The organism is Halobellus sp. LT62, assembly GCF_037031285.1.
GTDB lineage: Archaea > Halobacteriota > Halobacteria > Halobacteriales > Haloferacaceae > Haloquadratum > Haloquadratum salinisoli.
The window spans coordinates 1,154,270-1,177,572 of record NZ_JAYEZO010000002.1 but is presented as its reverse complement, the minus strand read 5'-3'; the positions used below and the strand labels follow the sequence as shown (position 1 = coordinate 1,177,572).

25 protein-coding genes and 1 pseudogene are annotated in these 23,303 nt (G+C 67.5%); 13 read left to right on the top strand and 13 right to left on the bottom strand.

The features are described from left to right. Positions 1–20: 20 nt before the first annotated feature. A complete protein-coding gene (locus tag U5919_RS15310) occupies positions 21–1,106 on the bottom strand; it encodes a putative sulfate/molybdate transporter (RefSeq protein ID WP_336025414.1) in 1,086 nt (361 codons plus the stop codon). A gap of 114 nt (positions 1,107–1,220) precedes the next feature. Further along, positions 1,221–1,922, bottom strand: coding sequence for a TOBE domain-containing protein (locus U5919_RS15305; protein ID WP_336025412.1), 702 nt, complete (start codon positions 1,920–1,922; stop codon positions 1,221–1,223). A 64-nt stretch (positions 1,923–1,986) separates the two neighbouring features. Between U5919_RS15305 and U5919_RS15300 the strand changes: the two genes are divergently transcribed. Genes U5919_RS15300 through U5919_RS15290 form a run of 3 tightly spaced genes read left to right on the top strand, consistent with a single transcriptional unit; the run spans position 1,987 to position 4,456 of the window. Further along, positions 1,987–2,973 carry an ABC transporter substrate-binding protein gene (locus U5919_RS15300; RefSeq protein ID WP_336025411.1) on the top strand — a complete coding sequence of 329 codons (987 nt, stop codon included), beginning with the start codon at positions 1,987–1,989 and terminating at the stop codon, positions 2,971–2,973. Positions 2,974–2,975: 2 nt separating this feature from the next. Continuing rightward, positions 2,976–3,695, top strand: coding sequence for an ABC transporter permease (locus U5919_RS15295; RefSeq protein ID WP_336025408.1), 720 nt, complete (start codon positions 2,976–2,978; stop codon positions 3,693–3,695). Then, complete coding sequence (locus U5919_RS15290; protein WP_336025407.1) at positions 3,692–4,456, top strand: amino acid ABC transporter ATP-binding protein; 765 nt, start codon at positions 3,692–3,694, stop codon at positions 4,454–4,456. The genes U5919_RS15295 and U5919_RS15290 overlap by 4 nt, the downstream gene beginning before the upstream one ends. 151 nt (positions 4,457–4,607) lie before the next feature. Here U5919_RS15290 and U5919_RS15285 read toward each other — a convergent pair. After that, a pseudogene (locus U5919_RS15285) lies at positions 4,608–4,867 on the bottom strand (SOS response-associated peptidase family protein); the annotation flags it as partial. 113 nt (positions 4,868–4,980) lie between these two features. Between U5919_RS15285 and U5919_RS15280 the strand changes: the two are divergent. Further along, positions 4,981–5,781 (top strand): ribonuclease H-like domain-containing protein, encoded by an 801-nt coding sequence (locus tag U5919_RS15280; protein ID WP_336025406.1) that lies wholly within the window; start codon positions 4,981–4,983, stop codon positions 5,779–5,781. Positions 5,782–5,839: 58 nt separating this feature from the next. After that, the gene (locus U5919_RS15275; protein ID WP_336025404.1) at positions 5,840–6,523 is read left to right on the top strand and encodes a dolichyl-phosphate hexose transferase; all 684 of its coding nucleotides are present in this window, start codon (positions 5,840–5,842) and stop codon (positions 6,521–6,523) included. 52 nt (positions 6,524–6,575) lie between these two features. Here U5919_RS15275 and U5919_RS15270 read toward each other — a convergent pair whose 3' ends face one another. Further along, positions 6,576–6,773 carry a DUF5800 family protein gene (locus U5919_RS15270; protein WP_336025402.1) on the bottom strand — a complete coding sequence of 66 codons (198 nt, stop codon included), beginning with the start codon at positions 6,771–6,773 and terminating at the stop codon, positions 6,576–6,578. Between the two features lie 118 nt (positions 6,774–6,891). Between U5919_RS15270 and U5919_RS15265 the strand changes: the two genes are divergently transcribed. Together U5919_RS15265 and U5919_RS15260 are read left to right on the top strand one after the other, a co-directional pair. Then, on the top strand, positions 6,892–7,743 hold the full coding sequence (locus U5919_RS15265) for a polymer-forming cytoskeletal protein (protein ID WP_336025401.1): 852 nt from the start codon (positions 6,892–6,894) through the stop codon (positions 7,741–7,743). A gap of 136 nt (positions 7,744–7,879) precedes the next feature. Further along, positions 7,880–8,809, top strand: a complete 930-nt coding sequence (locus U5919_RS15260) for a DUF4349 domain-containing protein (RefSeq protein WP_336025398.1) — start codon at positions 7,880–7,882, stop codon at positions 8,807–8,809. A 41-nt stretch (positions 8,810–8,850) separates the two neighbouring features. Here U5919_RS15260 and U5919_RS15255 read toward each other — a convergent pair whose 3' ends face one another. Together U5919_RS15255 and U5919_RS15250 are read right to left on the bottom strand one after the other, a co-directional pair. Next, positions 8,851–9,591 (bottom strand): nucleotide exchange factor GrpE, encoded by a 741-nt coding sequence (locus tag U5919_RS15255; RefSeq protein ID WP_336025396.1) that lies wholly within the window; start codon positions 9,589–9,591, stop codon positions 8,851–8,853. A gap of 81 nt (positions 9,592–9,672) precedes the next feature. Further along, entirely contained in the window at positions 9,673–10,410 is a 738-nt protein-coding gene (locus U5919_RS15250; protein WP_336025393.1) for a proteasome assembly chaperone family protein, read from the bottom strand. Between the two features lie 131 nt (positions 10,411–10,541). Between U5919_RS15250 and U5919_RS15245 the strand changes: the two genes are divergently transcribed. Together U5919_RS15245 and U5919_RS15240 are read left to right on the top strand one after the other, a co-directional pair. Next, entirely contained in the window at positions 10,542–11,480 is a 939-nt protein-coding gene (locus U5919_RS15245) for an RsmB/NOP family class I SAM-dependent RNA methyltransferase (RefSeq protein WP_336025391.1), read from the top strand. After that, positions 11,477–12,100 carry a DUF7122 family protein gene (locus U5919_RS15240; protein WP_425604223.1) on the top strand — a complete coding sequence of 208 codons (624 nt, stop codon included), beginning with the start codon at positions 11,477–11,479 and terminating at the stop codon, positions 12,098–12,100. The genes U5919_RS15245 and U5919_RS15240 overlap by 4 nt, the downstream gene beginning before the upstream one ends. A 52-nt stretch (positions 12,101–12,152) precedes the next feature. Here the strand turns inward: U5919_RS15240 and U5919_RS15235 are convergent, their stop codons facing one another. After that, positions 12,153–13,718 (bottom strand): DUF790 family protein, encoded by a 1,566-nt coding sequence (locus U5919_RS15235; protein WP_336025389.1) that lies wholly within the window; start codon positions 13,716–13,718, stop codon positions 12,153–12,155. On the opposite strand from U5919_RS15235, the gene U5919_RS15230 reads away from it, so the two are divergent. Continuing rightward, complete coding sequence (locus U5919_RS15230) at positions 13,668–14,240, top strand: hypothetical protein (protein ID WP_336025385.1); 573 nt, start codon at positions 13,668–13,670, stop codon at positions 14,238–14,240. The genes U5919_RS15235 and U5919_RS15230 overlap by 51 nt on opposite strands. Before the next feature lie 24 nt (positions 14,241–14,264). Here the strand turns inward: U5919_RS15230 and U5919_RS15225 are convergent, their stop codons facing one another. Further along, positions 14,265–15,668 (bottom strand): DEAD/DEAH box helicase, encoded by a 1,404-nt coding sequence (locus U5919_RS15225; protein ID WP_336025384.1) that lies wholly within the window; start codon positions 15,666–15,668, stop codon positions 14,265–14,267. A gap of 64 nt (positions 15,669–15,732) precedes the next feature. Between U5919_RS15225 and U5919_RS15220 the strand changes: the two genes are divergently transcribed. After that, positions 15,733–15,936 (top strand): hypothetical protein, encoded by a 204-nt coding sequence (locus tag U5919_RS15220; RefSeq protein ID WP_336025382.1) that lies wholly within the window; start codon positions 15,733–15,735, stop codon positions 15,934–15,936. A gap of 27 nt (positions 15,937–15,963) precedes the next feature. Here the strand turns inward: U5919_RS15220 and U5919_RS15215 are convergent, their stop codons facing one another. The 3 genes from U5919_RS15215 to U5919_RS15205 are packed head-to-tail and all read right to left on the bottom strand — an operon-like array spanning position 15,964 to position 18,712. Beyond that, on the bottom strand, positions 15,964–16,755 hold the full coding sequence (locus U5919_RS15215) for an ABC transporter ATP-binding protein (RefSeq protein ID WP_336025608.1): 792 nt from the start codon (positions 16,753–16,755) through the stop codon (positions 15,964–15,966). After that, on the bottom strand, positions 16,752–17,645 hold the full coding sequence (locus U5919_RS15210; protein ID WP_345786352.1) for an ABC transporter permease: 894 nt from the start codon (positions 17,643–17,645) through the stop codon (positions 16,752–16,754). The genes U5919_RS15215 and U5919_RS15210 overlap by 4 nt, the downstream gene beginning before the upstream one ends. Further along, entirely contained in the window at positions 17,642–18,712 is a 1,071-nt protein-coding gene (locus U5919_RS15205; RefSeq protein WP_336025380.1) for an ABC transporter substrate-binding protein, read from the bottom strand. Before U5919_RS15205 ends, U5919_RS15210 begins: the two co-directional genes overlap by 4 nt. Before the next feature lie 237 nt (positions 18,713–18,949). On the opposite strand from U5919_RS15205, the gene U5919_RS15200 reads away from it, so the two are divergent. Next, entirely contained in the window at positions 18,950–20,071 is a 1,122-nt protein-coding gene (locus U5919_RS15200; RefSeq protein WP_336025379.1) for a pyridoxal phosphate-dependent aminotransferase, read from the top strand. A gap of 45 nt (positions 20,072–20,116) precedes the next feature. Here the strand turns inward: U5919_RS15200 and U5919_RS15195 are convergent, their stop codons facing one another. Continuing rightward, positions 20,117–21,292, bottom strand: a complete 1,176-nt coding sequence (locus U5919_RS15195; protein ID WP_336025377.1) for a redox-regulated ATPase YchF — start codon at positions 21,290–21,292, stop codon at positions 20,117–20,119. 132 nt (positions 21,293–21,424) lie between these two features. On the opposite strand from U5919_RS15195, the gene U5919_RS15190 reads away from it, so the two are divergent. Beyond that, the gene (locus U5919_RS15190; RefSeq protein ID WP_336025375.1) at positions 21,425–21,721 is read left to right on the top strand and encodes a hypothetical protein; all 297 of its coding nucleotides are present in this window, start codon (positions 21,425–21,427) and stop codon (positions 21,719–21,721) included. Between the two features lie 47 nt (positions 21,722–21,768). On the opposite strand, the gene aglM is transcribed toward U5919_RS15190, so the two are convergent. Further along, positions 21,769–23,061 carry a UDP-glucose 6-dehydrogenase AglM gene (gene aglM / locus U5919_RS15185; protein ID WP_336025373.1) on the bottom strand — a complete coding sequence of 431 codons (1,293 nt, stop codon included), beginning with the start codon at positions 23,059–23,061 and terminating at the stop codon, positions 21,769–21,771. Positions 23,062–23,303 lie beyond the last annotated feature (242 nt).

Here is a 23,303-nt window from a genome sequence, read left to right as displayed (position 1 = left end):
CCCCACCGCGGGCGTTGTCCTCAAATACGCTCGCGGAGCTGATACGCCGCGACGCCGACGACGAACGCGATGCCGATGTTCGTCAGCAGACCCAAAAGTCCGATCCCGACCGTCAGGAGTCGATCGCGGCTGTCGAGGCCGACCCGTCCGAGTTCGACCGCGATCACGACGAGGATGACCCCGAGCATCGCGAGCGGGAACGCGGCGACGACGCCGACGGCGACGAGGGCGGCGATCGCGTACAGTCCGCCGAGGAGGAGATTCGCTCCGGCGGTTCTCGCGCCGAAGGCGTACTTCCCCGCGACGCCGCCGCTGCCGTGACACATCGGCATCGCCCCGAACGGGATCGCGAGCAGGTTCATCGCGCCCATACTCGTCGCGAGCTCGTCGGGCGAGACGTCCGCGTCGTAGTAATCCGAGAGTAGAAGCGACGTTGCGACCGCCGCGTTGCCGATCGTCATCGCGAGCTGCGCCGCGGTCGCGCCGAGCGACGATGACGACAGCGCGGACGCGGCGGGAAGCGACACGTCGATCGGCGGCAGCTGCGGCACCGGGAGTCCGGTCTGCGTCAGCGCGACGGCGACACCGACCGCGAGCACGGCGAGCGAACTCAGCTGGGTCCGACCGAACGCGACCGCGATGCCGACGACGGCGGCGGCCGCGAGCGCGTAGCCGAGACCGTCGAGACTCAACTGGACGCCGGTCTGCAACAGGACCAGCGCGACCGCAAGTTGGACGCCCCGAATCACCGGGCGGCCGACGTACAGTTGGAGTCGCGCGAGCGTGCCCGTCGCCCCGACTCCGAGGAGGACGATCCCGGCGAGTACGCCGGCGACGGCGAGTTCGCCCGTTGTGAGGCCACCGGCGATGACCAGCGCCGCCAGCGCCTTCATCGGCTCGACCGAGACCGGGAGCGCGTAGTAGAGCCCCCAGACGACCTGAAACACCCCAAACCCCAGCAGAAGGTGTGCCAACGAGAGATCGGTCAGTGCGGCGACGGCGACGACGATCGGCAGGACCGTAACCGAATCCCCTATCGCGCCGGTGAGCTCTCCGCGCGAGAGATCGATGGCTCGCTGGCGCGCGCTCCCGGACCGAAATTCCATTACTACACACTACCCCGCCGGTCACATAACGACTTTGAATCCGGACGCAGGCGACATTCCCGATGTAAAGTCGGTTACGCGAACATCAGGATATAACTATAACTAGTTAACAACTCACGACTCAGTCACTTCCACAGCGACGCCGCGCGTGGCCGTGGCTTTGAACGAGACGACCACGTCGCTGCCGGCTTCGAGCCCGAGCGTTTCCCGACTGTCCTCGGTCACGAGCGCCAGTATCGGTTCTTCGATGCCCACGTCGACCGCGACGCGGACGATCCGTTCGCCCGACTCCACGCCGACGATCGTCCCGGTAAATCGATTGCGCGCGCTGGTGTGCTCGGGGACCGGCGTGTCCGCCGGATCGGTGAGCGTCACCGCGTCCGCTCGAAGCGACAGTTGGGCCCGTCCGTTCCCCTCGGGGACGAGCGCCCGAATCGGCCCCGCCCGCGTCTCGACGGTCACGAGTTCGCCGTCGCGTTCGGCGATCGTTCCGGTGAGCACCGTCTCGGCTATTTCGGCGACGCCCTCGAAGGACGCTCGCGTTCGCTCGAACGCGGCCAGTAGCTCTCTCGCCGTCTGGGTCAGCGTGCTGCCGCCGCCGCCGGAGCCCCCGCGCTGTCGTTCGACGAGCGAGCCGAAGGCGTCTTCGAGTTCGACGATGCGCCGCTGAGCGTGCGCATACGACCGCCCGAGCGACTCCGCTGCGGTGTTGAGCGATCCCTCCCGGTCGATCGCACGCAAGAGCACGACGTCACGATCGTCGAGCGTCACGCCGTCACTGCTGATGTACGCGTCGAACGCGGGGCGCGTGTCCATAGTCACACCTGTCCTATGGCGAGCAAAAGCATTATGTCTCCCCTGATGCAACCCGGTTGTATCGATGACGAAACAACGGTCGCAGTCGAACGAGCAGAACACGTCCGACTCTACCGACGCAACGTCGCGGAGGGCGTTTCTCGGAGCCACCGCTGCGGCGGGGATCACGGCAATCGCCGGCTGTTCGGGGCTTTCCGTTAGCGGACAAAGCGAGGAGGAACAGGTCGGTGTCAGCGGTGAGACGCTCACGCTGACGACGACGACGAGTACCTACGACACCGGGCTCTTAACCGAGATCCACACCGACTTCGAGGAGATGTACGGTGTGGTGGTCGACGCGGTCGCGCAGGGAACCGGTGCGGCCTTGGAATCCGCGCGCAACGGGGACTCGGACGTCGTGATGGTCCACGCCCGCGGTCTCGAAGACGAGTTTATGCAGAACGGGTACGGGATCAATCGACGCGATCTGATGTTCAACGACTTCGTGATCGTCGGGCCCGAGGACGACCCGGCGGGGATCGAAGGGACGGGATCGGCGACCGATGCGCTCACCGCCATCGCGGAGGCCGAAGCGACGTTCGTCTCCCGAGGCGACAACTCCGGGACCCACACGAAGGAACGCAATCTCTGGGAGGCCGCGGGAACGGAGCCCGGCGGCGACTGGTACCAAGAGACCGGGGCCGCAATGGGCGAGGCGCTGAACGTCGCCAATCAGCAGGGCGCGTACACCCTCTCGGACCGCGGGACCTTCATCTCACAACGGTCGGAGATCGATCTCGTCATCCTCGTGCAGGGCCCGATCGAGGACGGCCCGGAGATCCTCTCGAACCCCTACGGCATTATGGCCGTCAACCCGGGCGTCCACGAGAACGCCAACTACGATCTCGCGATGGCGTACATCGGGTGGATCACCAGTCCGGAGGCCCAAGATGCCATCTCGAACTACGAGACGAACGGGGAGCAGCTGTTCTTCCCCGAGGCGGTCTCCGAGGACCCCGACTTCCGACAATACGTTCCGGAAGGTTGGAGTAGCGACTCCGAAAGCGAGTAACTGTGCCGCCCGAAGTGGTCGTCCAACTGCTGCCGGCAATCGCCGAACTTCCATTCCGGGAGGGGTACGTCCGGAGTATCATCTACGTCTCGCTGTACGTCAGCGGGACCGCGGTGGTGCTGAGCACGCTGTTCAGCATCCCCGTCGCGATCGTGATGGGATTCACCGACTTCCGGGGCAAGCAGTTCGTGAAGTCGGTCATCAACACCGGAATGGGGTTGCCGAGCGTCGTCGTCGGGCTGCTCGTCCTCTTCGTCGTGTCCAATCAGGGACCGCTCGGGCCGCTGGAACTCATCTTCACGACCGAGGCGATGATCATCTCGCAGTTCGTGCTCGCGACGCCACCGATCACCGCGATCAGCCTCGCGGCCATCACCGGTGTCAGCGAGAACGTCCGCGACGCCGCCCGCGCGCTCGGTGGCACCCGGCTCGACGTCGCGTTGGTCGTGATCAAGGAGGCTCGCTACGGGATCGCGACGGCCATCCTCGCGGGGTTCGGTCGCGCGATCAGCGAGGTCGGTTCCGTCCTCATCGTCGGCGGCAACATCACGAGTGCGAGCGGAATCTCGAAGACCCGGACGCTGACGACCGCGATTCAACTGGAGGCCAGACAGGGACAGTACGACACGGCGATGATCCTCGGCGTGGTGCTCTTGGTGCTCGTGCTTTCGATCAACGCCGTCGTCGTCCGATTCGGTGACGAGGGGTCGATGAACCGATGATCCGACTCTCGAACGTCACACACGCCTACGACGAGGAGACCATCGTCGAGGACCTCTCGCTGTCGATCGAACGGGGTGAGGTCGTCGCCATCATCGGTCCCTCGGGCGTCGGCAAGACGACGTTACTCCGGGTTCTGGCGCTGTTCACTCGACCGACCGACGGGACCGTCGAACTGGACGGCCAGTCGGTGTGGGACGTCGACGAAGAGGAGCGTCTCGCGCTCCGACGCCGCATCGGGATGGTCTTTCAGGACGCGAGCCTGTTCGACGCCACGGTGACCCGGAACGTCGAGTACGGACTCCGGGTGCGACAGTCGTGGAGCGAGCGGCTCGAAGACGCGATGCACTCGCTCGTCGCATCGAACGGGACGCCGGAAGCCGTCGAGCGGTCGCTCGACGTCGTCGGCCTGAGCGAGAAGACCGATCAGCCGGCCCGGTCGCTCTCGGGCGGTGAAGCTCAGCGGGTCTCCTTCGCGCGGGCGCTCGCGTACGACCCGGCGTATCTCCTGCTCGACGAGCCCACGTCGGACTTGGACCCGCGGAACACCGGCGCGATCGAGGAGGCGATTCTGGAGGCGCGCGACCGCGACATCGGCGTCGTCGTCGCGACCCACGACATGCATCAGGCCGAGCGCATCGCCGACCGGGTCGCGGTGCTGCTCGGCGACGGCTTCACCGAGATCGGTCCCGCCGACACCGTGTTCGAAGATCCCGCCGACGAACGCACCCGGAAGTTCGTCTCCGGGGAACTCGTTTACTGACCGGCTTCGACGGGCTCGATCAACTCGGCCGCGTCGTTGGCGGGGTCGTCGTCGAGCGCGACGCGGTAGGGCTGTTTCGATCCGCCCCCCCCCCCCCCCGTACCCACTCGTAGAACCCGTCGGCGGGAACGAGACACCGACGCCGCTGTACGCCTCGCTGAAACTCGGCTTCTCGTCGACCGTCTCCGCGCGGGCGTTGATCAGGTCGTTACCAACGGATTCATCGTCGGCCCACGAGGGGATCAGCCCCCAGCGGAACCGACGAAATACATCTGGATCCTCGTTCGTGACGACCGAAAGCGACTGGCCGGGCGCGCAGTTGTACCTCGGCTCGAAGGGCTCGTCGAAGTCAGCACCGAACCGGGATTCCAACTCCTCCGCCGGAGTGAAGAGGGTGTAGCGGCCGCACATACCGGTTCGACGTGCCGCTCGGGCAAAACGCTCGCGGCCGGTGCGTGTGTTCGCGGACGAGAACGACGACGCGCCTCGAAGGGTTTAGGCCGTCGCCGCCCGCTCACTCGGATATGCGAATCGAGAACAGCTTCGTTCCCGCGGAGGGGATCGGCGAGGGCCGCGAGCGGTCGCTGTGGGAGTCGGGCATCCTCACGTGGGGGGAGTTCGATCCCGCGCGCGCGCCGCTGGGGCCGAAAACCGGCGAGCGGGTCGAGTCCTTCGTCTCCGAGGCGCTGGAACGCCTCGACGACGGCGACGCGCGGTACTTCGGCGAGCGGTTTCCCTCAGGGGAAGTCTGGCGGTTCTACGAGAACTTTCGGAACGAGGCGCTCTTCTTCGACATCGAGACGACCGGGCTCGACTCCCGACGCGAGGACGTCACGACTGTCTCGTTCACGCGCGGCGGCGACACGTCGACGCTGATCCGGGGGGAGGATCTCACCGACGAGGCGCTTCGCGAGCGGTTCCGCGACGCCCCGCTCGTCGTCTCGTTCAACGGAAAGCAGTTCGACGTGCCGTTCCTCGAGGACAACTTCGACGTCTCGATCGACGCTCCGCACCTCGATCTGATGTTCCCGTGCCGCCGGATCGACCTCACGGGAGGGTTGAAGTCGATCGAGCAGGAGGTCGGCATCGACCGCGACCGCCCCGACCTCTCCGGACGCGACGCGGTTCGGCTCTGGTACCAGTACGAACGCGACGGCGACGACGACGCGCTCGACACACTCGTCTCGTACAACCGCGACGACACCGAGAACCTCCAGAACCTCGCGGACGTCGTCACCCGACGCCTGCACGACGACTCGCTGGGCGCGGTCTGCGGCGAACCGTGCGGAATCCCGGATCCGACCGCGGAGCAATCTATCAACTAGACGACGTTGTTTTTGGCGAACCTAAAAACACAAATACCCCCGGCGGCAACGACGGGTAATGAGCGAGTACACCTTCGACGACCTCGCCGTCGTGATGGGTACCTACAACGAGGAAGCGGCCATAGAGACGGTGCTGACTGACATCGAGGAGGTGACCGACGGGCGCGCGGAAGTCGTCTGCGCCGACAGTTCCAGCGATAGGACGCCCGAGATCGCGCGCGAGCACGGGGCGACGGTCATCGAACAACCCCCGATGGGCTACGGGTACGCGGTTCGGGAGGCCGTCCTCGCGCCCGACCGGCCGGTCGTCGTCACCACCGACTGCGACGACACGTACCCGATGGAGAAGCTCCCGGAGTTCCTCGATCTGATCAACGAGGGCTACGACGTCGTCTCCGGCGACCGACTCTACTACGGCGCGGAGGCGATGCCCGGCCTGAACCGCCTCGGCAACGCCGCCTTCGCCGTCCTCGCCTCGGCGCTGATGGGCGAGCGCGTCCACGACACCACGACCGGGATGCGAGCGTACCGCCGGGAACTGCTCCACGACATCGAGTGGACCGAGAACACCGGGCTGTCGGCGGAGCTGCTGATCCGACCGCTGATGCGCGGCTACGAGATCCGCGAGGAGCCGATCCCGTACCGCGAACGCGCCGGAGAGACGAAGTTGGACCCCTTCGGCGGCGGGGCCGCCATCGCGAAGTCGATCGTGAAGGTGTGTCTCGAAGAGCGGTTCGACTGAGTCGTCGCTGCGGGTCGTCGGCGATTCATCGCCGGATGATGTCGGCAGTCCGTTACCGGATGATGTCGGCGATCTGTCGCGGCTCGCCGCTCAGCGACGGTTCCTTCTCGACGATCTTCAGCACCTCGTGATCGGTCACGTCGGGGTAGGCCTTCTCGGTCGCCTCCTCGATGAGGGACTTTTCGAGCCGGAATTCGGTCCCATCGTAGACGACGTCGACGCCGTTCTCGTCAAAAGAGAGTGCAGTCATAGTTCCCGGTAGTCGGTCACGGAGTAAAAGCGCATCAGTCCGGAGTCACGGCCAGATCCACGCCGTCCGACGAACGTCTGACGCGCCGTTTATTACGCCGCACGTGTTGCTCCGGAGTGTGGCACTCGGTCAGGACCGACTCGACGCCTTAGAGATACCCGACGGGACGACCGTCGAGGAGCACGACCTCGTGACCGACGGCGACATCGTCGTCGGCGGACAGAGCACGATCGAGTTCGGCGTCCGCGGGCGGAACGTCCTCGCCGGCGAGCGCGCCACCTTCGGCGGCGACATCGAAGCCGAGGGCGACTGCCGACTCGACGTCTGGTGCGACGTCGCTGGCAACGTCCTCGTCGGCGAGGACGCCTACCTCGGCGAGCGCGTTCACATCGGCGGGCGGCTGATGGTCTCCGGAGATCTGGACATCGGCGACGACGTCGACATCGAGGAGGGATTCGAGGCCAACGGCTGGATCGTCATTCGCAATCCGGTGCCGACGCTCGTCTTCTACTTCGTCGTGCTCTCGCAACTCCTCCATCTCGGCGAGAACGAGAGCGCCGACGAACTCGCGAGCGCGCTCTCCGGTGAGAGCGAACACGACCCGCTCGTGCTCCCGCGCGGGTCGACGGTCTCCGACGACGCGTGGCGGGCCTCGACGCCCGCGACGATCGGCGACGAGTGCCGGCTCCACGGCAACGTCCGCGCGGAGACGATCACGGTCGGCGAAGACAACAACATCTTCGGGAGCCTCCGCGCCCGCGGCGACATCGAGGTCGGCGAGGGGACGCGCGTCCACGGCGACGTGACCACCCGCGACGGCACGGTCACCATCGCCGACGGCGCGCAGATCCTCGGCGACGTCTCCTGTGCGGACCTCGAACTCCACGACGACGCCGACGTCGACGGCACGATCCGCGCGTCGGGCGATATGCGGCTCGTCCGCTCGAAGGCCGCCAGAGAGACGGAGTAGGGCGGCGCGACGGACGGGGTACCGAAGCGTGACAGATGTAGTACCGAAGCGCCCACAGCGGTCGTGGCGGCGTAACTCAAAGGGCCGTTTGTGCCTTCAACGCGATTTTCCCGGTCGCCGTCGTTGGTGGCTTCAAATGGTATCGAGACGCACACTCGCGGTCGTCGGATTGGTCGCGCTCGTCGCGCTCGCCGGATGCGGGATGACCGGGAGCGGGAGCGACGGTGGCAGCGCCGGCGGCTACGACGCGGCGACCGAACTCGCAGCGAACGATCGACCGCAGGCGACAGGCGAACCGACTGAGGCTCCGTCCGACGGCTCCGGTGGCGGGTCCGCTGACGGAGGCGACGGTGACGTCAACATTGACGACCGCGCGATCATCCGCACCGGGACTGTTCACGTCGAGGTCGACGACTACGAGTCCGCGCAGACGGAGCTGACCTCAACGGTCGAATCCTACGGCGGGTACGTCAGCGACAGCCGGCAGGATCGCCGTGAGATCGACAACGAGACGTGGGTCCGCGGCGAGTTGGTGCTTCGCGTTCCCAGCGAGGACTTCGACGCCTTCCTCAACGACACGCGCGCGCTCGGTGAGGTGCAGTCCGTCGAAGTGAATTCGAGAGACGTGACCGGCCAACTCGTCGATATCGAGGCCCGGTTGGAGAACCTCCGCGCCGAGCGCGATAGGCTTCGAGAACTCTACGACCAAGCGAACACGACGGAAGACGTCCTCGCCGTCCAGCGGGAGCTCTCGGACGTGCAGGGCGAGATCGAGCGCTTGGAAGCCAGACAGCAGTCGCTGGAAGATCAAGTCGCGTACTCGACGCTGACCGTCAGACTGGAGGAACCGCGGCCGACCCCGAACCGCGTCGCGCCCGACCGCTGGTACGACACGCCGGTCCTCTCGGCGTTTATGCAGTCGGTCGACGGCGTCGTGGTCGTCGCACGCGCGACCGTCGTCGCCTTCGCGTTCGCGCTCCCGTACTTCCTCGCGTTCGCGCTGCCAGTGCTCGTCGTTGGCGGCGTGCTCTGGCGGGCCACGCGCGGGTATCGATCGGGAGAATGAGGCCGCGAACGAACTGAAATCTGCGCGGCGGCGGGGAACGCCTAGGAATCGTTATCAGCGGTCTGGTCGCTCGCTTCGCCCTCGCCGGTGCTGACGGTCACCTGCGCCTCGCGGAGGACCGACCCGGCCATCTCGTAGCCGGGCTGAAAGACGTCGACGACGGTTCCCTCGGGGCGGTCGTCGTCGACGCGCATCAGCACCTCGTGACGCGTCGGGTCGACGTCCTCGCCCGCCGCGGGATCGATCGCCGAGACGTTCTCGTCTTCGAGGATCCGGTCGAACTCCTCTAAGGTCGACTCGATCCCCGGGCGGATGTCGGCCTCTTCGTCCTGACCGAGCGCGCGCACGAGGTTGTCTCGGACGCTGACGACGCGACCGACGAAATCCTCAGTCGCGCGCTCTCTGATCTCCTCCTGACGCTTCTTCGCGCGCTGTTTGTAGTTCTTGAAGTCCGCCTTCGAGCGCTTCAGCGCGGATTCGAGCTCCTCGACGCGTTCCTCGCGGGATTCGAGCTCGGCTTCGACCGCCGCGAGCCGCGACTCCAACTTCGAGACCTCCGCGGCGAGGTCGTCGTCGAACTCGCCGACTCGGGACGACAGAGCCGGCACGTCGGCCGCCGCGTCTCCGTCGGCGTCGGTTTCGCCGTTCGATTCGTCGATCCCGGCATCTTCCTCGACACCGTTCGTCGCCGGGTCGGTTCCGTCCTGCTCGCGATCGACGCCCTCGGCGTCCGTGTCGTCGGACTCGACCGTCGTAGTGCGCTCGGGAGACTCCTCGCTCATACCCGTGAGGAGTGGTCGGCGAGCCTTAAGGCTGTAGAAAGGCGGTGGAAACGACGCGTACTGGAGTGGCGGGGAGCGACCCTACTGGTACATTCCGATCGGCCGCGCCTGCGAGCTCTCCTCGCCGGCGTCCTGCATCCGCTTTGCGAGGCGTTCTTTCGCCTCTCGGATCTGTTCGGTGCGCTCGACGAGGTCGTCGACAGAGACCTCGATCCCGGTGAGCGGCTCGATCCCGCGTTTGATCAGCACGCGCGCGGCCTCGGGGTCGGGGAACTGCGGGTCCGACTCGACGACGAGGCCGACGGCCGTCCGCTCGGCCTCGACCGCCGCGTTCAGGAGGACGCCCGTCGGCCCCGAGACGAGGCCGGTCTCGTCGGGCGCTTCGATTCCCGCCTCGGCGACGAGGTCGACGCCGTCTCCGACGCCGAGCCCGTACAGCGCGGGTACCTCTCCGTCCTTCTCGCGGGGGATCCCGGAGAGGTAGATCGGCGTCACCGAGTGCTCGTCGAACCACCCCGAAAGGCAGTTCGCCAGTTCGGTGGCGGCCTGCGGTTGGATGGGAACGTCGCTCTGCAACGCCACGAGATCCGTCTCCTCGTCGGCGTAGAGTCTGACCGGGGGGTGCAGTTCGGCGTCGTTCTCCTGATAGACGGCCACTTTCGGGATTCCCTCGCAGTGGACGTTCGCGTAGTGCGTCATCTCGAACTCCTCGACGAGGTGGTCGGCGGCGATTTTCCCGACGAGACCGACGCCGGGGAAGCCCTCGACGAGGGTCGGGTCCGTGAGATCGACGGCGGATTTTGGATCGATCCGAGCCATGCGCGGCGGTACGACAAGCACCGTGGTAAAACTGCGGGCGGAACCGACGGCGCGAGCCGGGGAGAGACGGGGAGAGACGGGTCCCGCGCGGAACCGACACCCACAAGCGGCCGCGACGAATTTCTCGCCATATGGAACCACTGGAGCGGTACGCGTCGCTCCTCTCGGACTTCGACGCGTTTCGCGCGGCGTGCGAACGGCCGCTTCCCTCGGTCGTCCGCGTCAACACGCTGAAGGCGTCGATCGAACGCGCTCGCGACGCGCTCGACGCCGAGGGGGTCGCCTACGAAGTCACCGACTGGCACCCCGGCGTCCTCCGACTGGAGGAGCGAGGCCCCGGCACCTCGTGGCCGTACTTCCACGGCTGGCTGCACGGCCAAGAGGAGGTCTCGGCGCTGCCCGCCCTCGCGCTCGATCCCCAACCGGGCGAGGTCGTCTGGGACGCCTGCGCCGCGCCGGGCAGCAAGACCACGCAGATCGCGGACCTGATGGACGACACCGGCGTCCTCGTCGGCAACGACAACAACCTCGGGCGGCTGTCGGCGCTGCGGCACAACGCCGAGCGGTTGGGCGTCACGAACCTCGCGGTGACGAACCAAGACGCGCGCAACTTCTCGTTTAAGCCGTTCGGGGACCGAACCGAGGCGGAAAACCGGATCGAGGCGTTCGACCGCGCGCTCGTCGACGCACCCTGCTCGTGTGAGGGGACGATCCGCAAGAACCCCGACGCGCTGGACCGCTGGTCGCTAGAGCAGATCAAGGGCATCGTTGGTATCCAGAAGGGGATCCTCCGGCGGGCGATTCAGGCGACGCGCCCCGGCGGCACCGTCGTCTACTCGACCTGTACGTTCGCGCCCGAGGAGAACGAGGCCGTGCTGGATCACGTCCTCGACGAGGAGGACTGCGAGATGCGGGAATGGGACGCCCCGGCGGGCTTCGAGACCGATCCCGGAATCGCCGAATGGAACGGCGAAACGTTCGACCCCGCGGTCGAACTGGCGCACAGAGTCTACCCGCACCGGAACGACACGGGCGGGTTCTTCTGCGCCAAACTGGAGGTGAGCGCGTGAGCGATCCCGAACGCGACGCGGGCGATGGCGGCGGCGACGCCGGTGCCGGAGAACCGTCGGGGGAGCGACCAGAAAACGACGGCCAGCGCTTCGACCGGATCCCGGAAACGGCGGACGAGCGCGTCGTGCCCGGCCGGCCGACCCGCGAGGAGGTCGTCCGCTGGTGGGAAGAACGCTACGAGGTCCCGCCGGAGACGTGGGACGGCCACACGTTCTGGGAGAAGGGCAACGGGAAGCTCTGGGCGTTCGCCGCCGACGTCGTCACGCCGATCGGCGTCGAGGGGTTGGGAATGCGGATCCTCCGCGCTCGCCAAGAGCACTGGAAGCCCTCGACGAACGCTGTGCAGCGCTTCGGCCGCGAGGCGACGAAGAACGTCGTCGTACTCGACGGCGAGGAGGCGACGACGTTCGCGAGGGGCGACGATCAGGACCTCCCCCGCTGGGAGGGCGACTGGGGCTACGTGATCGCCGCCCACGAGATCGCGGGCGACAGCGAGGCGTCGGAGACGCCTCGGGCAACCGGCGAAGCCGGTGACGTCGAACCGATCGGCGTCGGTCTCTATCTCCACGGCGAGCTCCGCTCGACCGTCCCGAAGGGGCGGCGAGAGGATCTGTCCTAACGGCGTCGCACCCGGCGGTCGCCGTCGCGTCGGCCGCTCAAGTTCCGATCCCTCACTTCTCCTCGACGGTCCCGCCGGAGAGCCCCTCCCACGCGACCCGATAGCCGAGCCGCGACAGCGCCGCCGAGGCGTCGTCGACGCCGTGCTCGTCGAGCACGGTCTCCGCGTCCGACAGCGACATCCCTGGTTCGATCTCCGCCGCCAGCGCATCGAACACCCCGGGCCGGACCAGCGCGCCGCCGACGCGCTCGTGCTCCGGGAACGCCACCGCATCGAGCGCGTCGACGCTCACGCCCCGCTCGGCCGCCAGCGCGTCGATGTCGACGACGTCCGCGTCCGGAATCAGTTCGTCGGGGAGCGACTCGGCGGCGGCCTCGACGAGATGGGTCTCGTATTCGCGGAGCGCGTCGACGACGTCCTTCACGCGCACGTTGCCCGAGAACGTGACCACGCGGTGATCGAGCGCGGCGATCTCCTCGCCGACGCCGAGTGACTCATCAACCGCGACCAGCAACTCGACGTCGTCGGCGACGCTCCCGAACTGCTCCAGTTTCTTCTCGACGTACTCGGGCGTCCAAAAGCCCATCACCTCGAAGTAGATGCGGAAGGGGCTGTCTGAATCGGCGTCAGCCCCGGCCGGTCGGTAGTCGAACGCGAAGTCGGGGATCATCGCCCGCGCGCCCGCCGCGAGCGGTTCCGGTTCCCGAGACAGCTCCCAGTCGAGACCGAGGTTCCCAAAGCGCGCGGCGAAGTCGGCCTCGACACCGCTGTCGTAGGTCGGTTCGGCGACCGGTTCGACGTCGGGGACGGAGACGTCGTCCGGGCCCAAATGAAGCTCGCGGTCGGTGCCGCGGTCGTCGATCGTCGCCGACAGCGACCACTCGGCGGTGGTCGCGACGCTGCGGAGCAGTCGAGCGAACGCGGTGCCGTAGCGGCGGGTCCGGCGGAAGAGCGCGTCGGGGCCGGTGACGACGAGGACGCGCTCCTCGGTCGTCGGGTCGTCTCCACCACCTCCGCCGTCGGCCCCGTTCCGACGGATCTCGTAGAGCAGCCCCAGCCGCTTGACCGCCGAGACGAGCCGCTTCGGATCCGAACTCCGGATTCGGACCTCGGTCGCGTCGAACAGCGCCGTCTGCGCCAGCGAGAGGTTGTACTGCTCGACGAGTTGGGCGGGGTCCCACCGCGCGCCGAACGACGCGAGCACCTCGTTGACGTCGCGGTCGGCGTACAGCGACCGCTCGACGGCGTCGGCGCTCGTCCCAAGCCGATCGGCAGTCGACTCGATCGCGCGCTCTCGGGTCGCGCTGTCGACGACCGCGCCGACGGCCTCGGCGGACTCGAAGGCGACCCGCCGAACGCGTTCGGGGGGCAGCGGCGCGCGCGTCTCGAAGACGGCCTCGCGTTCCAGCAGCGCGGCGAATCCCCTGATCAACTTGAAGTCGTCGGCCTCGCGTTCGAGCTCCGCGAGCGCGTCGTCGAGGCGGTGCCGCGGCTCTCCGACGTGACCCTGAAAGACGCCGATGACCCGAGCGGCGAGGGGACGATCCTCCCGACCCGCGAACTGCGGATGGTACCCGCCGCCCGCGCGGGAGACGCGGAGGAGATCCTTTCTCAGCACGGCCGCGACTTCGCGGGGACGGCCCAAGAGACTGCCGCTGATCGAGCGGGCGGGCGGACGCGTCCGGGCCTAGCGGGCGCATCGAAAGACCGATACGCGCCGCCGACCCTCTGGCGCACGATGGAGCGACGACGCGCCCTCCGCGCCGCCGGCGTCTCCCTGACGGCGCTCCTCGGCGGGTGCCTCGGCTCGTGGCCGCGCGCGACGGGGCCGCGGAACCCGCCCGACGCGCCCGCCGACCAGCCGCGGCGCACGCCCGAGCAACCCGACCTCGTCGTCGGGACGTTCGACTTCGAGGCGGACGACGAGGGGGCGCTGCGCGTGTTCGGGACCGTCGAGAACCGCGGTGACGCGGAGCGAACGGGGACCGTGGTCGTCACTGTCCAGACCGACGGTGGAAGCGCCACCCGCGAGGTCGACGTCGCGGTCGATCCCGACGAGACGGTCGAGTGGTCGGTGACGTTCGACGTCGCCTACGACGAGTTCGCGGCCGGCGGCGACCTCAACGTGACCGTCGAGTGAACGGCCTGTCTCTGTCCTCACCTCTTATCGACGCCGGTCGGCCACGCGCTCCTCTGCGGTCTCCTCGCTGACGACCTCGTAGAGCAGCGCGCGACCCCCGTCCGCCTTGGGACGAAGAATCCGACCGAGCCGCTGGGTGAACTCCCGCTCGGAGCCGGACCCGGCGAGGACGACCGCGACGTTGGCGTCGGGGACGTCGACGCCCTCGTCGAGGACGTTCGCGGTCACGACCCGCGAGTACGTCCCCTCGCGGAAGCGTTCGAGGATCTCTCGGCGCTCCTCGGCCCCGGTCTCGCTCGTGATCGCCGGGAGGAGATACCGATCGGAGAGCCGATACACGAGGTCGGTGTGCGCGGTGAAGACGATAACGCGGTCCTCGCGGTGGCGATCGAGCAGCCGCCCGAGCGTCTCCACCTTCGCGTCGGCGTTCATCATAATCCGCCGCGCGCGCTGCTTCGCGAGCAGCGCCTCCCGCGCCTTCGGGTCCGTCCCCGAGCGCATCACGAGCTTTCTGTAATCGGATCCGCTCCGAAGCGAGAGGTTCGAGCGCTTCAGATAGTCGACGAACGTCCCCTGCGCCTCCTCGTAGGCGTCGCGCTCGTCGGGGCCGAGCGCGACCTCGACCCGCCGGACCTCGTAGTCGGCGAGGTGTTCGCCCGCGAGGTCGTCGACGGCGGCCTCGTAGACCTTCGGCCCGACGAGGTCGGCGACGACCTCGTGCGCGCCGTCGGGGCGCTCGAAGGTGGCCGTCAGCCCGAGTCTGGCGGGCGCGGCGAGCAGGCGCGCGGCGTCGCGGTAGCCCTCGCCGCCGAGGTGGTGCACCTCGTCGAAGACGACGAGTCCGAAGTCGCCGCCGACGCCCTCCGCGCGCAGGTACGCGGAGTCGTACGTCGACACCGTGATCGACTCTCGGACCTGTTCGCCGCCGCCGAACTGCCCGACTGGGACCCCGAACTCCGTTTCGAGCTCGCGTCGCCACTGTTCGAGGAGGTCGATCGTCGGGACGACGACCAGCGTCGGGACGCCGAGCGCGGCGATTGCGTCGATAGCGAGGACAGTCTTGCCCGCCCCCGTCGGCAGTTCGACGACGCCGCGGTCGCCGTTCTCGCGCCACGCCTCCACCGCCTCGCGCTGGTAGGGTCGGAGGTCGTACGCGTGCGAGAGCGACAGTTCCTCCTCTGAGAGGACGCGGTCCTCGAAGGCCGCGTCCTCGCGTTCGAGCGCCTCGCGGAGGTCGGCGTACCGGTGTGCCGGCGCGCGGGCGACGAGCCCCCGTTCGTCCCACGCAACCCCCGGTAGCGACTCGACCGCCGGGTCCGACTCCCCGAGCCCGTCGAGTCGGATCGTGCCGTCCTCGAACCGCAGCGTGATCACACTCCCGTCTGCGTCGCGATCGTATATATACTGTCGGCCGCTGGCGCGGTGCATCGGGAACGCGCCCCGTCCGTCACAGGACGGGTCGCTTTTGTCGCTCGCGATCTGAGGTCCCGATATGACCGACGACGCTGCCGCAGACGACGATTCCGCCGCCGCCGAGCAAGCCGCCGACATCGACGACGCCGTCGCCCAGTTCCTCAGCGATGTCGACGCCGCACACGACGACTACGACCGTGGATACACCGACGCGGACGCGACGCTGGCTGTCGTGATGAACCACGTCGAGACGCTCCGAGACATTCACGAGAACCGAGACTGACCCTCAGAAACAACGTTTCGAGCGTCGCTACTCGCCGATCAACCCGCGGATGCGATCGACGTACTGGGCGAAGGCCGGATCGGTCCGCTCACGTGGGCGGTTGATGTCGACGTCGACGACCTCTCGGACCCGACCCGGGTCGGCGGCCATCACGACGACGCGATCGGAGAGCTTCACGGCCTCTTCGACATCGTGAGTGACGAACAGGACGGTCTTCCCCGTCTCGGACCAGATCCGAAGCAGCTCGTCGTGGAGCATATCCCGGGTCTGGGCGTCGACGCTACCGAACGGTTCGTCCGCGAGCAGGATCTCCGGATCGACCGCGAGCGCGCGGGCGATGCCGACGCGCTGTTTCATCCCGCCGGAGAGCTCCTTGGGATACGCGTCGGCGAACTCGCCGAGGCCGACGAGATCGAGCATCTGCCCGATACGTCTGCTCCGCTCGGGCTCCTCGACGCCCTGCTCTTCGAGCCCGAACGCGACGTTCCCGCGGACGGTCCGCCACGGGAACAGCCCGTACTCTTGGAAGACCATTCCCCGGTCGGTTCCCGGGCCGGTGACGACCTCGCCGTCGAGTCTGATCTCGCCGCCGGTCGGCGCTTCCAGCCCGGCGATCGTCCGGATGAGCGTCGTCTTTCCGCAGCCCGAGGGGCCGACGAGACAGACGAACTCGCCCTCTGGTACCGAGAAGTTCACGTCCGAGAGCGCCTCGACGCGTTGGCGCTCGGACTCGTAGACCTTGTCGACGCCGTCGACGACGACTTTCGGCGTCTCGGTCGGCGTCGGAGAGTCCGGTCGGGTCCCCTCGGAGTCACTCAGTCCCGCCACGCCAAGGCCCTCCGTTCGATCCGTCTGAACGCCCCGTCGCTCACGAGGAACACGAGACTGATGACGGCCATATACGCCACGCTGACGTCCGTCGCGAGGTTCTGCGCAGCGTTGATGATCTGGAATCCGACGCCGGGCGCACCGAACAGCTCGGCGGCGACGACGATCATCCAACACTGTCCGATGCTCGTTCTGACACCGGTCGCGATCGACGGCGTCGCCGCCGGGAGCACGACCTTGCGGATCATCGTCAGATCGTCGTCGACGCCGAGGGTCGACGCCACCTCCCGCAGGTGCGTCGAGACGCCCTCGACGCCGGCGTAGGCGTTGTAGAAGTTGATCCAGAACGCCCCGATTCCGACGATGAACGCCGCGCCGCCGTGGCCGATCCCGATCCACACGATCGCGAAGACTATCCACGCCAGCGGCGGGATCGGTCGGAGAAATCGCGTGACCGGTGTGAGCGCGTCGTCGAGGCGACCGCTCCAGCCCATTGCGACGCCGAGTGAGATGCCCAGAACGCTCCCGACGACGAGTCCGGGCAGGTAGTGCAAGAGGCTCTGCAGGAGGTTTGCGATAAGCCGCGTCGCGGGCACGGTGACGCCGACGAACGGCACGGTAAACGTCGTGGACGCCGTCAGCTCGACGAGGAACGCGCTCGCGACCTCGATCGGCGAGGGAAGCAGATAGGTCCGGCCCACGGCCATCGCGGCGGCCTGCCAGACTGCGAGGAAGACCGCCGAACCGGCCGCTCCGTAAGCGAGACCGACGGTGTCGAGGTCGCCGAGAGACGCGTTCGACGACTCCCCGCGGTCTTCCTGCGTCGGGCCGCGTTCTGTCGTCGCGCTCGTCTCGGAGTCGGTCCCGACCTCGACGCTCATATCGAGTCGTACACCTCGAAGTCGAACAGTTCGTCGTTCGAGAGCGCCTCGTCGATTCGTCCCGCCTCAGCGGCGTACTCCGAGAAGATCTGTGCGCCGTCTTCGATCTTGTGCGGATCGGTGATGAAATCGGAGGCGGGCGAGTCCATCGCCCGGCGCGCCGTCTCGACCGGGAGCGACGACTCGCCGATGACGGTGCTGGCGTGCTGGGCCGCCCCGTCGGGGTTCTCGTTGGCGAAGTTCGTCGCGCGCTGATGCTGCTCGACGAACGCCGCCGCCTGCTCGGGGTTGTCCTCGCGGAGCCGATCGTGCATCAGCGTGACCGCCGCGGGCTGGCCGGGCATAAAGTCGCCGGCCCATGCGATCGATTGGTACGGCGCGTCCTCCATCTCGACGACCGTCGGGACGGGTTCCATAATCGACGTCCCGTCGATTTCTCCGGCGAGAAGCGCCTGTCGGACTGGTCCCGCACCGCCGAGAGCGGTGATATTGACGTCGGAGTCGGGATCGACGCCGACGGTCTCCGAGAGCCAGTAGCGCAGCAGGATCTCCGGGACCGATCCCGGCGGGAACGTCCCGAACGTGAACTTCCGACCCTGCTCCTCCTCGAAGCGCGCGAACGCGTCGGCCCCCGAGTCGGCCTCGGCCCAGATCGACGCGAAGTCGTCGTGCGCGAGGATCTGCATCGCGTTCTGGATGTTCGCCGCGGTGATCTTCGCGGGGATGTCCTTGTCCATCACGATCATCGCCGGAACGATGCCGAACAGCATCACGTCGAAATCGCCGGTCGCGGAGGCCTGCACGATGCTCGGCCCGTCGGAGAACACCTCTCCCTCGACGGTCGCCGAGAGCTCGTCGAAGTACCCCTCCTCCCGCATAATGAAGTACTGCATATCGGGGTAGATCGGCATGTACGCGACGCGGATCTCGTCGAGTCCGCCGCTTCCGCCGCCCGTCGCGCCCGAACAGCCGGCGAGCCCAGCCAGTCCCGTCGCCGAGGCGGCCGCGGTCGTTCGGAGGAAGCGTCGCCGCGAAACTGCCGATCGCTCGTCAGTCGAATTCCTCATTCTCTGATCTCCGTTTGGGACCCTACGTATATTTGAAACGTGCACGCGGCGAAGGTCGCATCGAGTATTGACGCCTGAGTAGACCGTATTTGGACGCTCAGGTCCGTGAGAGGCCTCCCAGTGGTTCCCCGAGGATAACGCCGGCTGTCAGAGATACAAACAATATTTGCTTGTATATCCGGACAACGACCGGTCGATGAAGCAAAACCTAACCCGGTGGCCCCCCCGAACCTGCGTATGGTACACTTTTCGGAGCGAGTCGAGCAGGTGTCGATCAGCGGGATCCGCGAGGTGTTCGAGGCCGCGGGCGAGGACGCGATCAACCTCGGACTGGGACAGCCCGACTTTTCGGCCCCGCCGCACGCCCGGGAGGCGGCCGCCGAGGCGATCACCGCGGGGCGCGCGGACGGCTACACCGAGAACAAGGGTATGAAATCGCTCCGCGAAGCCATCGCCGACAAGCACGCCCGCGATCAGGGCGTCGACGTCGACCCCGGCGACGTCATCGCCACCGCGGGCGGGTCGGAAGCGCTGCACATCGCCCTCGAAGCCCACGTCGACCCCGGCGACGAGGTCGTCATCCCCGATCCCGGATTCGTCTCCTACGACGCGCTCACGAAGCTCACCGGCGGGACACCCGTCCCGGTTCCGCTCCGCGACGACCTGACGATCGATCCCGCGGCGGTCGAAGCGGCGATCACCGACGACACGGTCGCCTTCGTCGTCAACAGCCCCGGCAACCCGACCGGCGCGGTCTCGCCGCCCGAAGACGTCCGCGAGTTCGCCCGCATCACCGACGAACACGACGTGCTCTGTATCTCGGACGAAGTCTACGAGTACACCGTCTTCGACGGCGAGTTCCGCTCGCCGATCGAGTTCGCCGACAGCGACAACGTCGTCGTCGTCAACTCGGCCTCGAAACTCTACTCGATGACCGGCTGGCGGCTCGGCTGGGTCGTCTCCTCGAACCGACGGATCGAGCGGATGCTCCGCGTCCATCAGTACGCCCAAGCCTGCGCGTCGGCTCCCTCGCAGTTCGCCGCCGAGGCCGCGCTCACCGGACCGCAGGACCAAGTCGACGAAATGACCGACTCCTTCCAGCGTCGCCGCGACATCGTCGTCGACGGCCTCACCGACATCGGTCTCGACGTGCCCACGCCGGGCGGAGCGTTCTACTGTATGCCTGAGGTCCCGGAGGGCTTCGTCGACGAGTGTCTCGACCGCGGCGTCGTCATCGTCCCCGGCGAGGCGTTCGGCGAGCACGGCGCGGGATACGCGCGGCTCTCGTATGCGACCGACGAGGAGTCGCTGCGCGAGGCGCTCGAAATTATGGGCGAGGCGTACGACGCTGTGCGATAACGCTTCCAACCACTGGACGGCCGAGACAGGTTCGGAACGCAGCCGCTACGACGCCGTGCTGACGATCTTGATCACGTCGCCCTCCTCCAGTTCGTAATCCTCGGCGATCCGGCGTTTCGAGCGGGCGTCGACCGCGTGGAGATAGCCCTCGCCGATATCGGAGTGGACCGCGAAGGCGAGGTCCTTCGGCGTCGACCCACGGGCGAGTAAGAAGGCGTCGGGCAGCATTTCCCCGGTTCCATCCGTCCACTTCGTCTCGTTCTGGACCGGGTACGCCGTCACCATATCGAGGACGTCGTAGACGGCGGTGTCGATGGCCCGCTGGACGCCAGTACCGCCCCGCTCGCTCATCACCTCGCGGATCGTTTCGAGCCCCTGCATCTGGGCGTCGGAGACGTCGCCGACGACCTCGAAGTCCTCGTCGCCGGGGAGGTATTCGACGATGCCCGCCTCGGTCGCGTTCCGGAGCGCGAGCTCGCCGTCCGCGGTCGTCGGGATGACGGGCTTGTCCGATTTGGCGAGGCGTTCGAGGTTCTCCGGCGGCGCGATGTCGGCCTTGTTGGCGACGAGGACGATCGGTTTCGTTCGCTGCCGGATGTCGCGCGCCAGTCGTTCTTGGTCTTCGTCGCTCCACTGCTGGGGGTCGTCGGGATAGTCGAGCGCGCGCAGCGACGCCGCGACGTCGTACTCGGTCGCGCCGAAGCCCGTCAGCATTTCCGTCAACGCCTCGTCGATGTCGAAATCCGGCGAGCGCGACTTCCGGACGACGCTCTCCCAGTTCCGCTCGATGATGCCGACGAGCCACTGTTCGAGTTCCACCTCGACGAAGTCGGCCTCCTCGACGGGGTCGTAGGTGCCGACCTCGACGGGCTCGCCCTCGGCGTTCGTCCCGCCCGCGGCGTCGACGACCGCGAGGATGACGTCGGCGTCGGTGAGCGCGTCGAGGAACTGATTGCCCAACCCCCTCCCCTCGTGCGCGCCGGGGACGAGCCCCGCCACGTCGAGCAGTTCGACCGGGACGTAGCGGACGCCGCCCTCACAGTTGCCGCAGCGTTCCTCGCGGTCGAGACAGGGACAGCGCGTCCGGGCGTGGGTCACGCCGCGGTTGGGATCGATCGTCGTGAACGGGTAGTTGCCGACGTCGACGTCGGCCATCGTCGCGGCCTTGTAGAAGGTAGACTTGCCCGCGTTGGGCTTGCCGGCGAGTGCTACCGAGAGCATACGTGTGAGTCGACCGACGGTCGGAAGTAGGTTTCCGTCTTTCGGCTCAGAGTTGGCGTCGAGTTGGTCACGAGAGCAGCGACGGATATGTATTTATCATATACGACCGTTATATTTATGTGAGGGATATGGATGGTCGTACCGGAGCCCACAGCGGGCGAGCGGCGACCGCGACGCGCCCGGGAGGCGAACCCGGGACAGAGCACGCTCGCTACCTACCTCGAAGTGTTGCTCGGCGGCGTCATAACGGTCGCCGGCTTCGCCGTCGCGTTCCCCGCGTTAACCGAGTTGACGCACGGACTCGGCGTGCTCTCGACGACCGCGCTCGTCTTTCTGTTCATCTTCGCGTGGTACGTCGCGTGGGTGAGCGTCTGCGTGAGCTATCCTCGGCTGCGGCGGTGGCTGCTCCGGCGGGTGCAAAGATCGTAGCTGCGGACTCGGAGCGCCGACAACGGGCGTGAACGCGCCGATCGGAATCAGACCAGCGCCTCGTAGACGATGCCGTCGCGGCGGGTCACGATCCGGCGGCCGTCGACGACGACGGGCGTCGCCATTTCGTCGAATTCGGCGTCGAGGTCGGCGAACGCGGGCCAATCGGTGACGACGAGCGCGGCGTCCGCGCTGTCGAGCGCCGCGTCTGCAGAATCGGCGTACTCGATTTCGGGGTAGCGCTCGCGGAAATTCTCGGTCGCGACGGGGTCGTAGCCGACGACATCCGCGCCCGCATCGAGCAGCGCTTCGACCAGCGGGATCGCTCGAGAGTTCCGAACGTCGTCGGTGCCGGGCTTGAACGCGAGGCCGAGCACCGCGACGCGCGCGCCGTCGGGGCCGACGTGCTCGCGGAGACGTTCGAGCAGCCGAACCGGCTGGCGGTCGTTGACCTCGACGGCGGCCTCCAACATCGTGGGGTCATAGCCGACGTCGCGGGCGGCCGCGATGATCGCGGCGACGTCCTTCGGGAAGCAGCTACCGCCCCAGCCGACGCCCGCGCCGAGGAACGACGCGCCGATGCGGTGATCGAGACCGATGGCGGAGAGAACCTCCTCGGAGTCGATGTCGTACTCCTTGCAGACGTTCGCGATGTCGTTCGCCAGCGAGATCTTCGCCGCCAGAAAGCCGTTGTTGGCGTACTTGATCATCTCGGCCTCGGCGACGCCAGTCTCGACGACCGGCGGGTCGTCGGCTTGGGCGACCAGCGGGTCGAAGACGTCCCGAAGCGCGGCGGCCGCCGCGTCGGTCTCGGAGCCGAGAACGACCTTATCGGGCGAGAGGAAGTCCTCGACCGCGCTGCCCTCCCGCAGGAACTCGGGGTTCATCCCCACGTCGAGGTCTTCGCCCAGCGTCTTGCCCGACTCCTCGGCGAGTATGGGCGCGATCACCTCTTCGGTCGTCGTCGGGACGACCGTGCTCTTGGTGACGACGAGGTGGTGTCCGTCCTTCTCGGCGAGTGCCGCGCCGAGGGAGCGCGCGCCGGCCTCCATAATCGAGAGGTCGATGTGGCCGTCGTCCTCCGAGGGAGTCGGGAGCGCGAGGAACGTGACGTCGGTGTCGCGGACGGCCGCGTAGTCGGTCGTCGCGCGGAGTCGATCTCCTGCGTGCTCGGCGACGAGTTCGTCGAGCCCGGGTTCGTGAATCGGCGCGTCGCCGTCGTTGAGCGCCGCGACGACCTCCTCGTCGATGTCGACGTTGACCACGTCGTGGCCGACCTCGGCGAAGCAGGCCGCGATCGTCGTGCCGACGTAGCCGCTGCCGACGATGCTCAGTTGCATACTCGAACCGTCGCCACCCGACGGTTTCAATTTTCGCGTCTCCGGTATCGACGTCGACGTCGCTTCGAGGGCGGTCAGATGTCGCTTCACGGGTGATTCAGTGCCGCTTCGCGGGTGATCCTTCGCGGATGATCCGTCGGACGGAAGCGAAAGCCCGGAGTAGGGGGACGCCGAACGGTAGGCTATGTCGAAGGATGGAGACGACGCCCACGGGACCGCAGACCGGTCCCGTGAGGCCGTGA

What these genes read in the sequence shown, in the direction of transcription:
- U5919_RS15310 (WP_336025414.1), bottom strand. Translation starts at nt 1,106, where the DNA reads ATGGAATTTCGGTCCGGGAGCGCGCGCCAGCGAGCCATCGATCTCTCG.
- U5919_RS15305 (WP_336025412.1), bottom strand. Translation starts at nt 1,922, where the DNA reads ATGGACACGCGCCCCGCGTTCGACGCGTACATCAGCAGTGACGGCGTG.
- U5919_RS15300 (WP_336025411.1), top strand. Translation starts at nt 1,987, where the DNA reads ATGACGAAACAACGGTCGCAGTCGAACGAGCAGAACACGTCCGACTCT.
- U5919_RS15290 (WP_336025407.1), top strand. Translation starts at nt 3,692, where the DNA reads ATGATCCGACTCTCGAACGTCACACACGCCTACGACGAGGAGACCATC.
- U5919_RS15280 (WP_336025406.1), top strand. Translation starts at nt 4,981, where the DNA reads ATGCGAATCGAGAACAGCTTCGTTCCCGCGGAGGGGATCGGCGAGGGC.
- U5919_RS15275 (WP_336025404.1), top strand. Translation starts at nt 5,840, where the DNA reads ATGAGCGAGTACACCTTCGACGACCTCGCCGTCGTGATGGGTACCTAC.
- U5919_RS15270 (WP_336025402.1), bottom strand. Translation starts at nt 6,773, where the DNA reads ATGACTGCACTCTCTTTTGACGAGAACGGCGTCGACGTCGTCTACGAT.
- U5919_RS15260 (WP_336025398.1), top strand. Translation starts at nt 7,880, where the DNA reads ATGGTATCGAGACGCACACTCGCGGTCGTCGGATTGGTCGCGCTCGTC.
- U5919_RS15255 (WP_336025396.1), bottom strand. Translation starts at nt 9,591, where the DNA reads ATGAGCGAGGAGTCTCCCGAGCGCACTACGACGGTCGAGTCCGACGAC.
- U5919_RS15250 (WP_336025393.1), bottom strand. Translation starts at nt 10,410, where the DNA reads ATGGCTCGGATCGATCCAAAATCCGCCGTCGATCTCACGGACCCGACC.
- U5919_RS15245 (WP_336025391.1), top strand. Translation starts at nt 10,542, where the DNA reads ATGGAACCACTGGAGCGGTACGCGTCGCTCCTCTCGGACTTCGACGCG.
- U5919_RS15230 (WP_336025385.1), top strand. Translation starts at nt 13,668, where the DNA reads ATGGTACCCGCCGCCCGCGCGGGAGACGCGGAGGAGATCCTTTCTCAG.
- U5919_RS15225 (WP_336025384.1), bottom strand. Translation starts at nt 15,668, where the DNA reads ATGCACCGCGCCAGCGGCCGACAGTATATATACGATCGCGACGCAGAC.
- U5919_RS15220 (WP_336025382.1), top strand. Translation starts at nt 15,733, where the DNA reads ATGACCGACGACGCTGCCGCAGACGACGATTCCGCCGCCGCCGAGCAA.
- U5919_RS15210 (WP_345786352.1), bottom strand. Translation starts at nt 17,645, where the DNA reads ATGAGCGTCGAGGTCGGGACCGACTCCGAGACGAGCGCGACGACAGAA.
- U5919_RS15205 (WP_336025380.1), bottom strand. Translation starts at nt 18,712, where the DNA reads ATGAGGAATTCGACTGACGAGCGATCGGCAGTTTCGCGGCGACGCTTC.
- U5919_RS15200 (WP_336025379.1), top strand. Translation starts at nt 18,950, where the DNA reads ATGGTACACTTTTCGGAGCGAGTCGAGCAGGTGTCGATCAGCGGGATC.
- U5919_RS15195 (WP_336025377.1), bottom strand. Translation starts at nt 21,292, where the DNA reads ATGCTCTCGGTAGCACTCGCCGGCAAGCCCAACGCGGGCAAGTCTACC.
- U5919_RS15190 (WP_336025375.1), top strand. Translation starts at nt 21,425, where the DNA reads ATGGTCGTACCGGAGCCCACAGCGGGCGAGCGGCGACCGCGACGCGCC.
- aglM (WP_336025373.1), bottom strand. Translation starts at nt 23,061, where the DNA reads ATGCAACTGAGCATCGTCGGCAGCGGCTACGTCGGCACGACGATCGCG.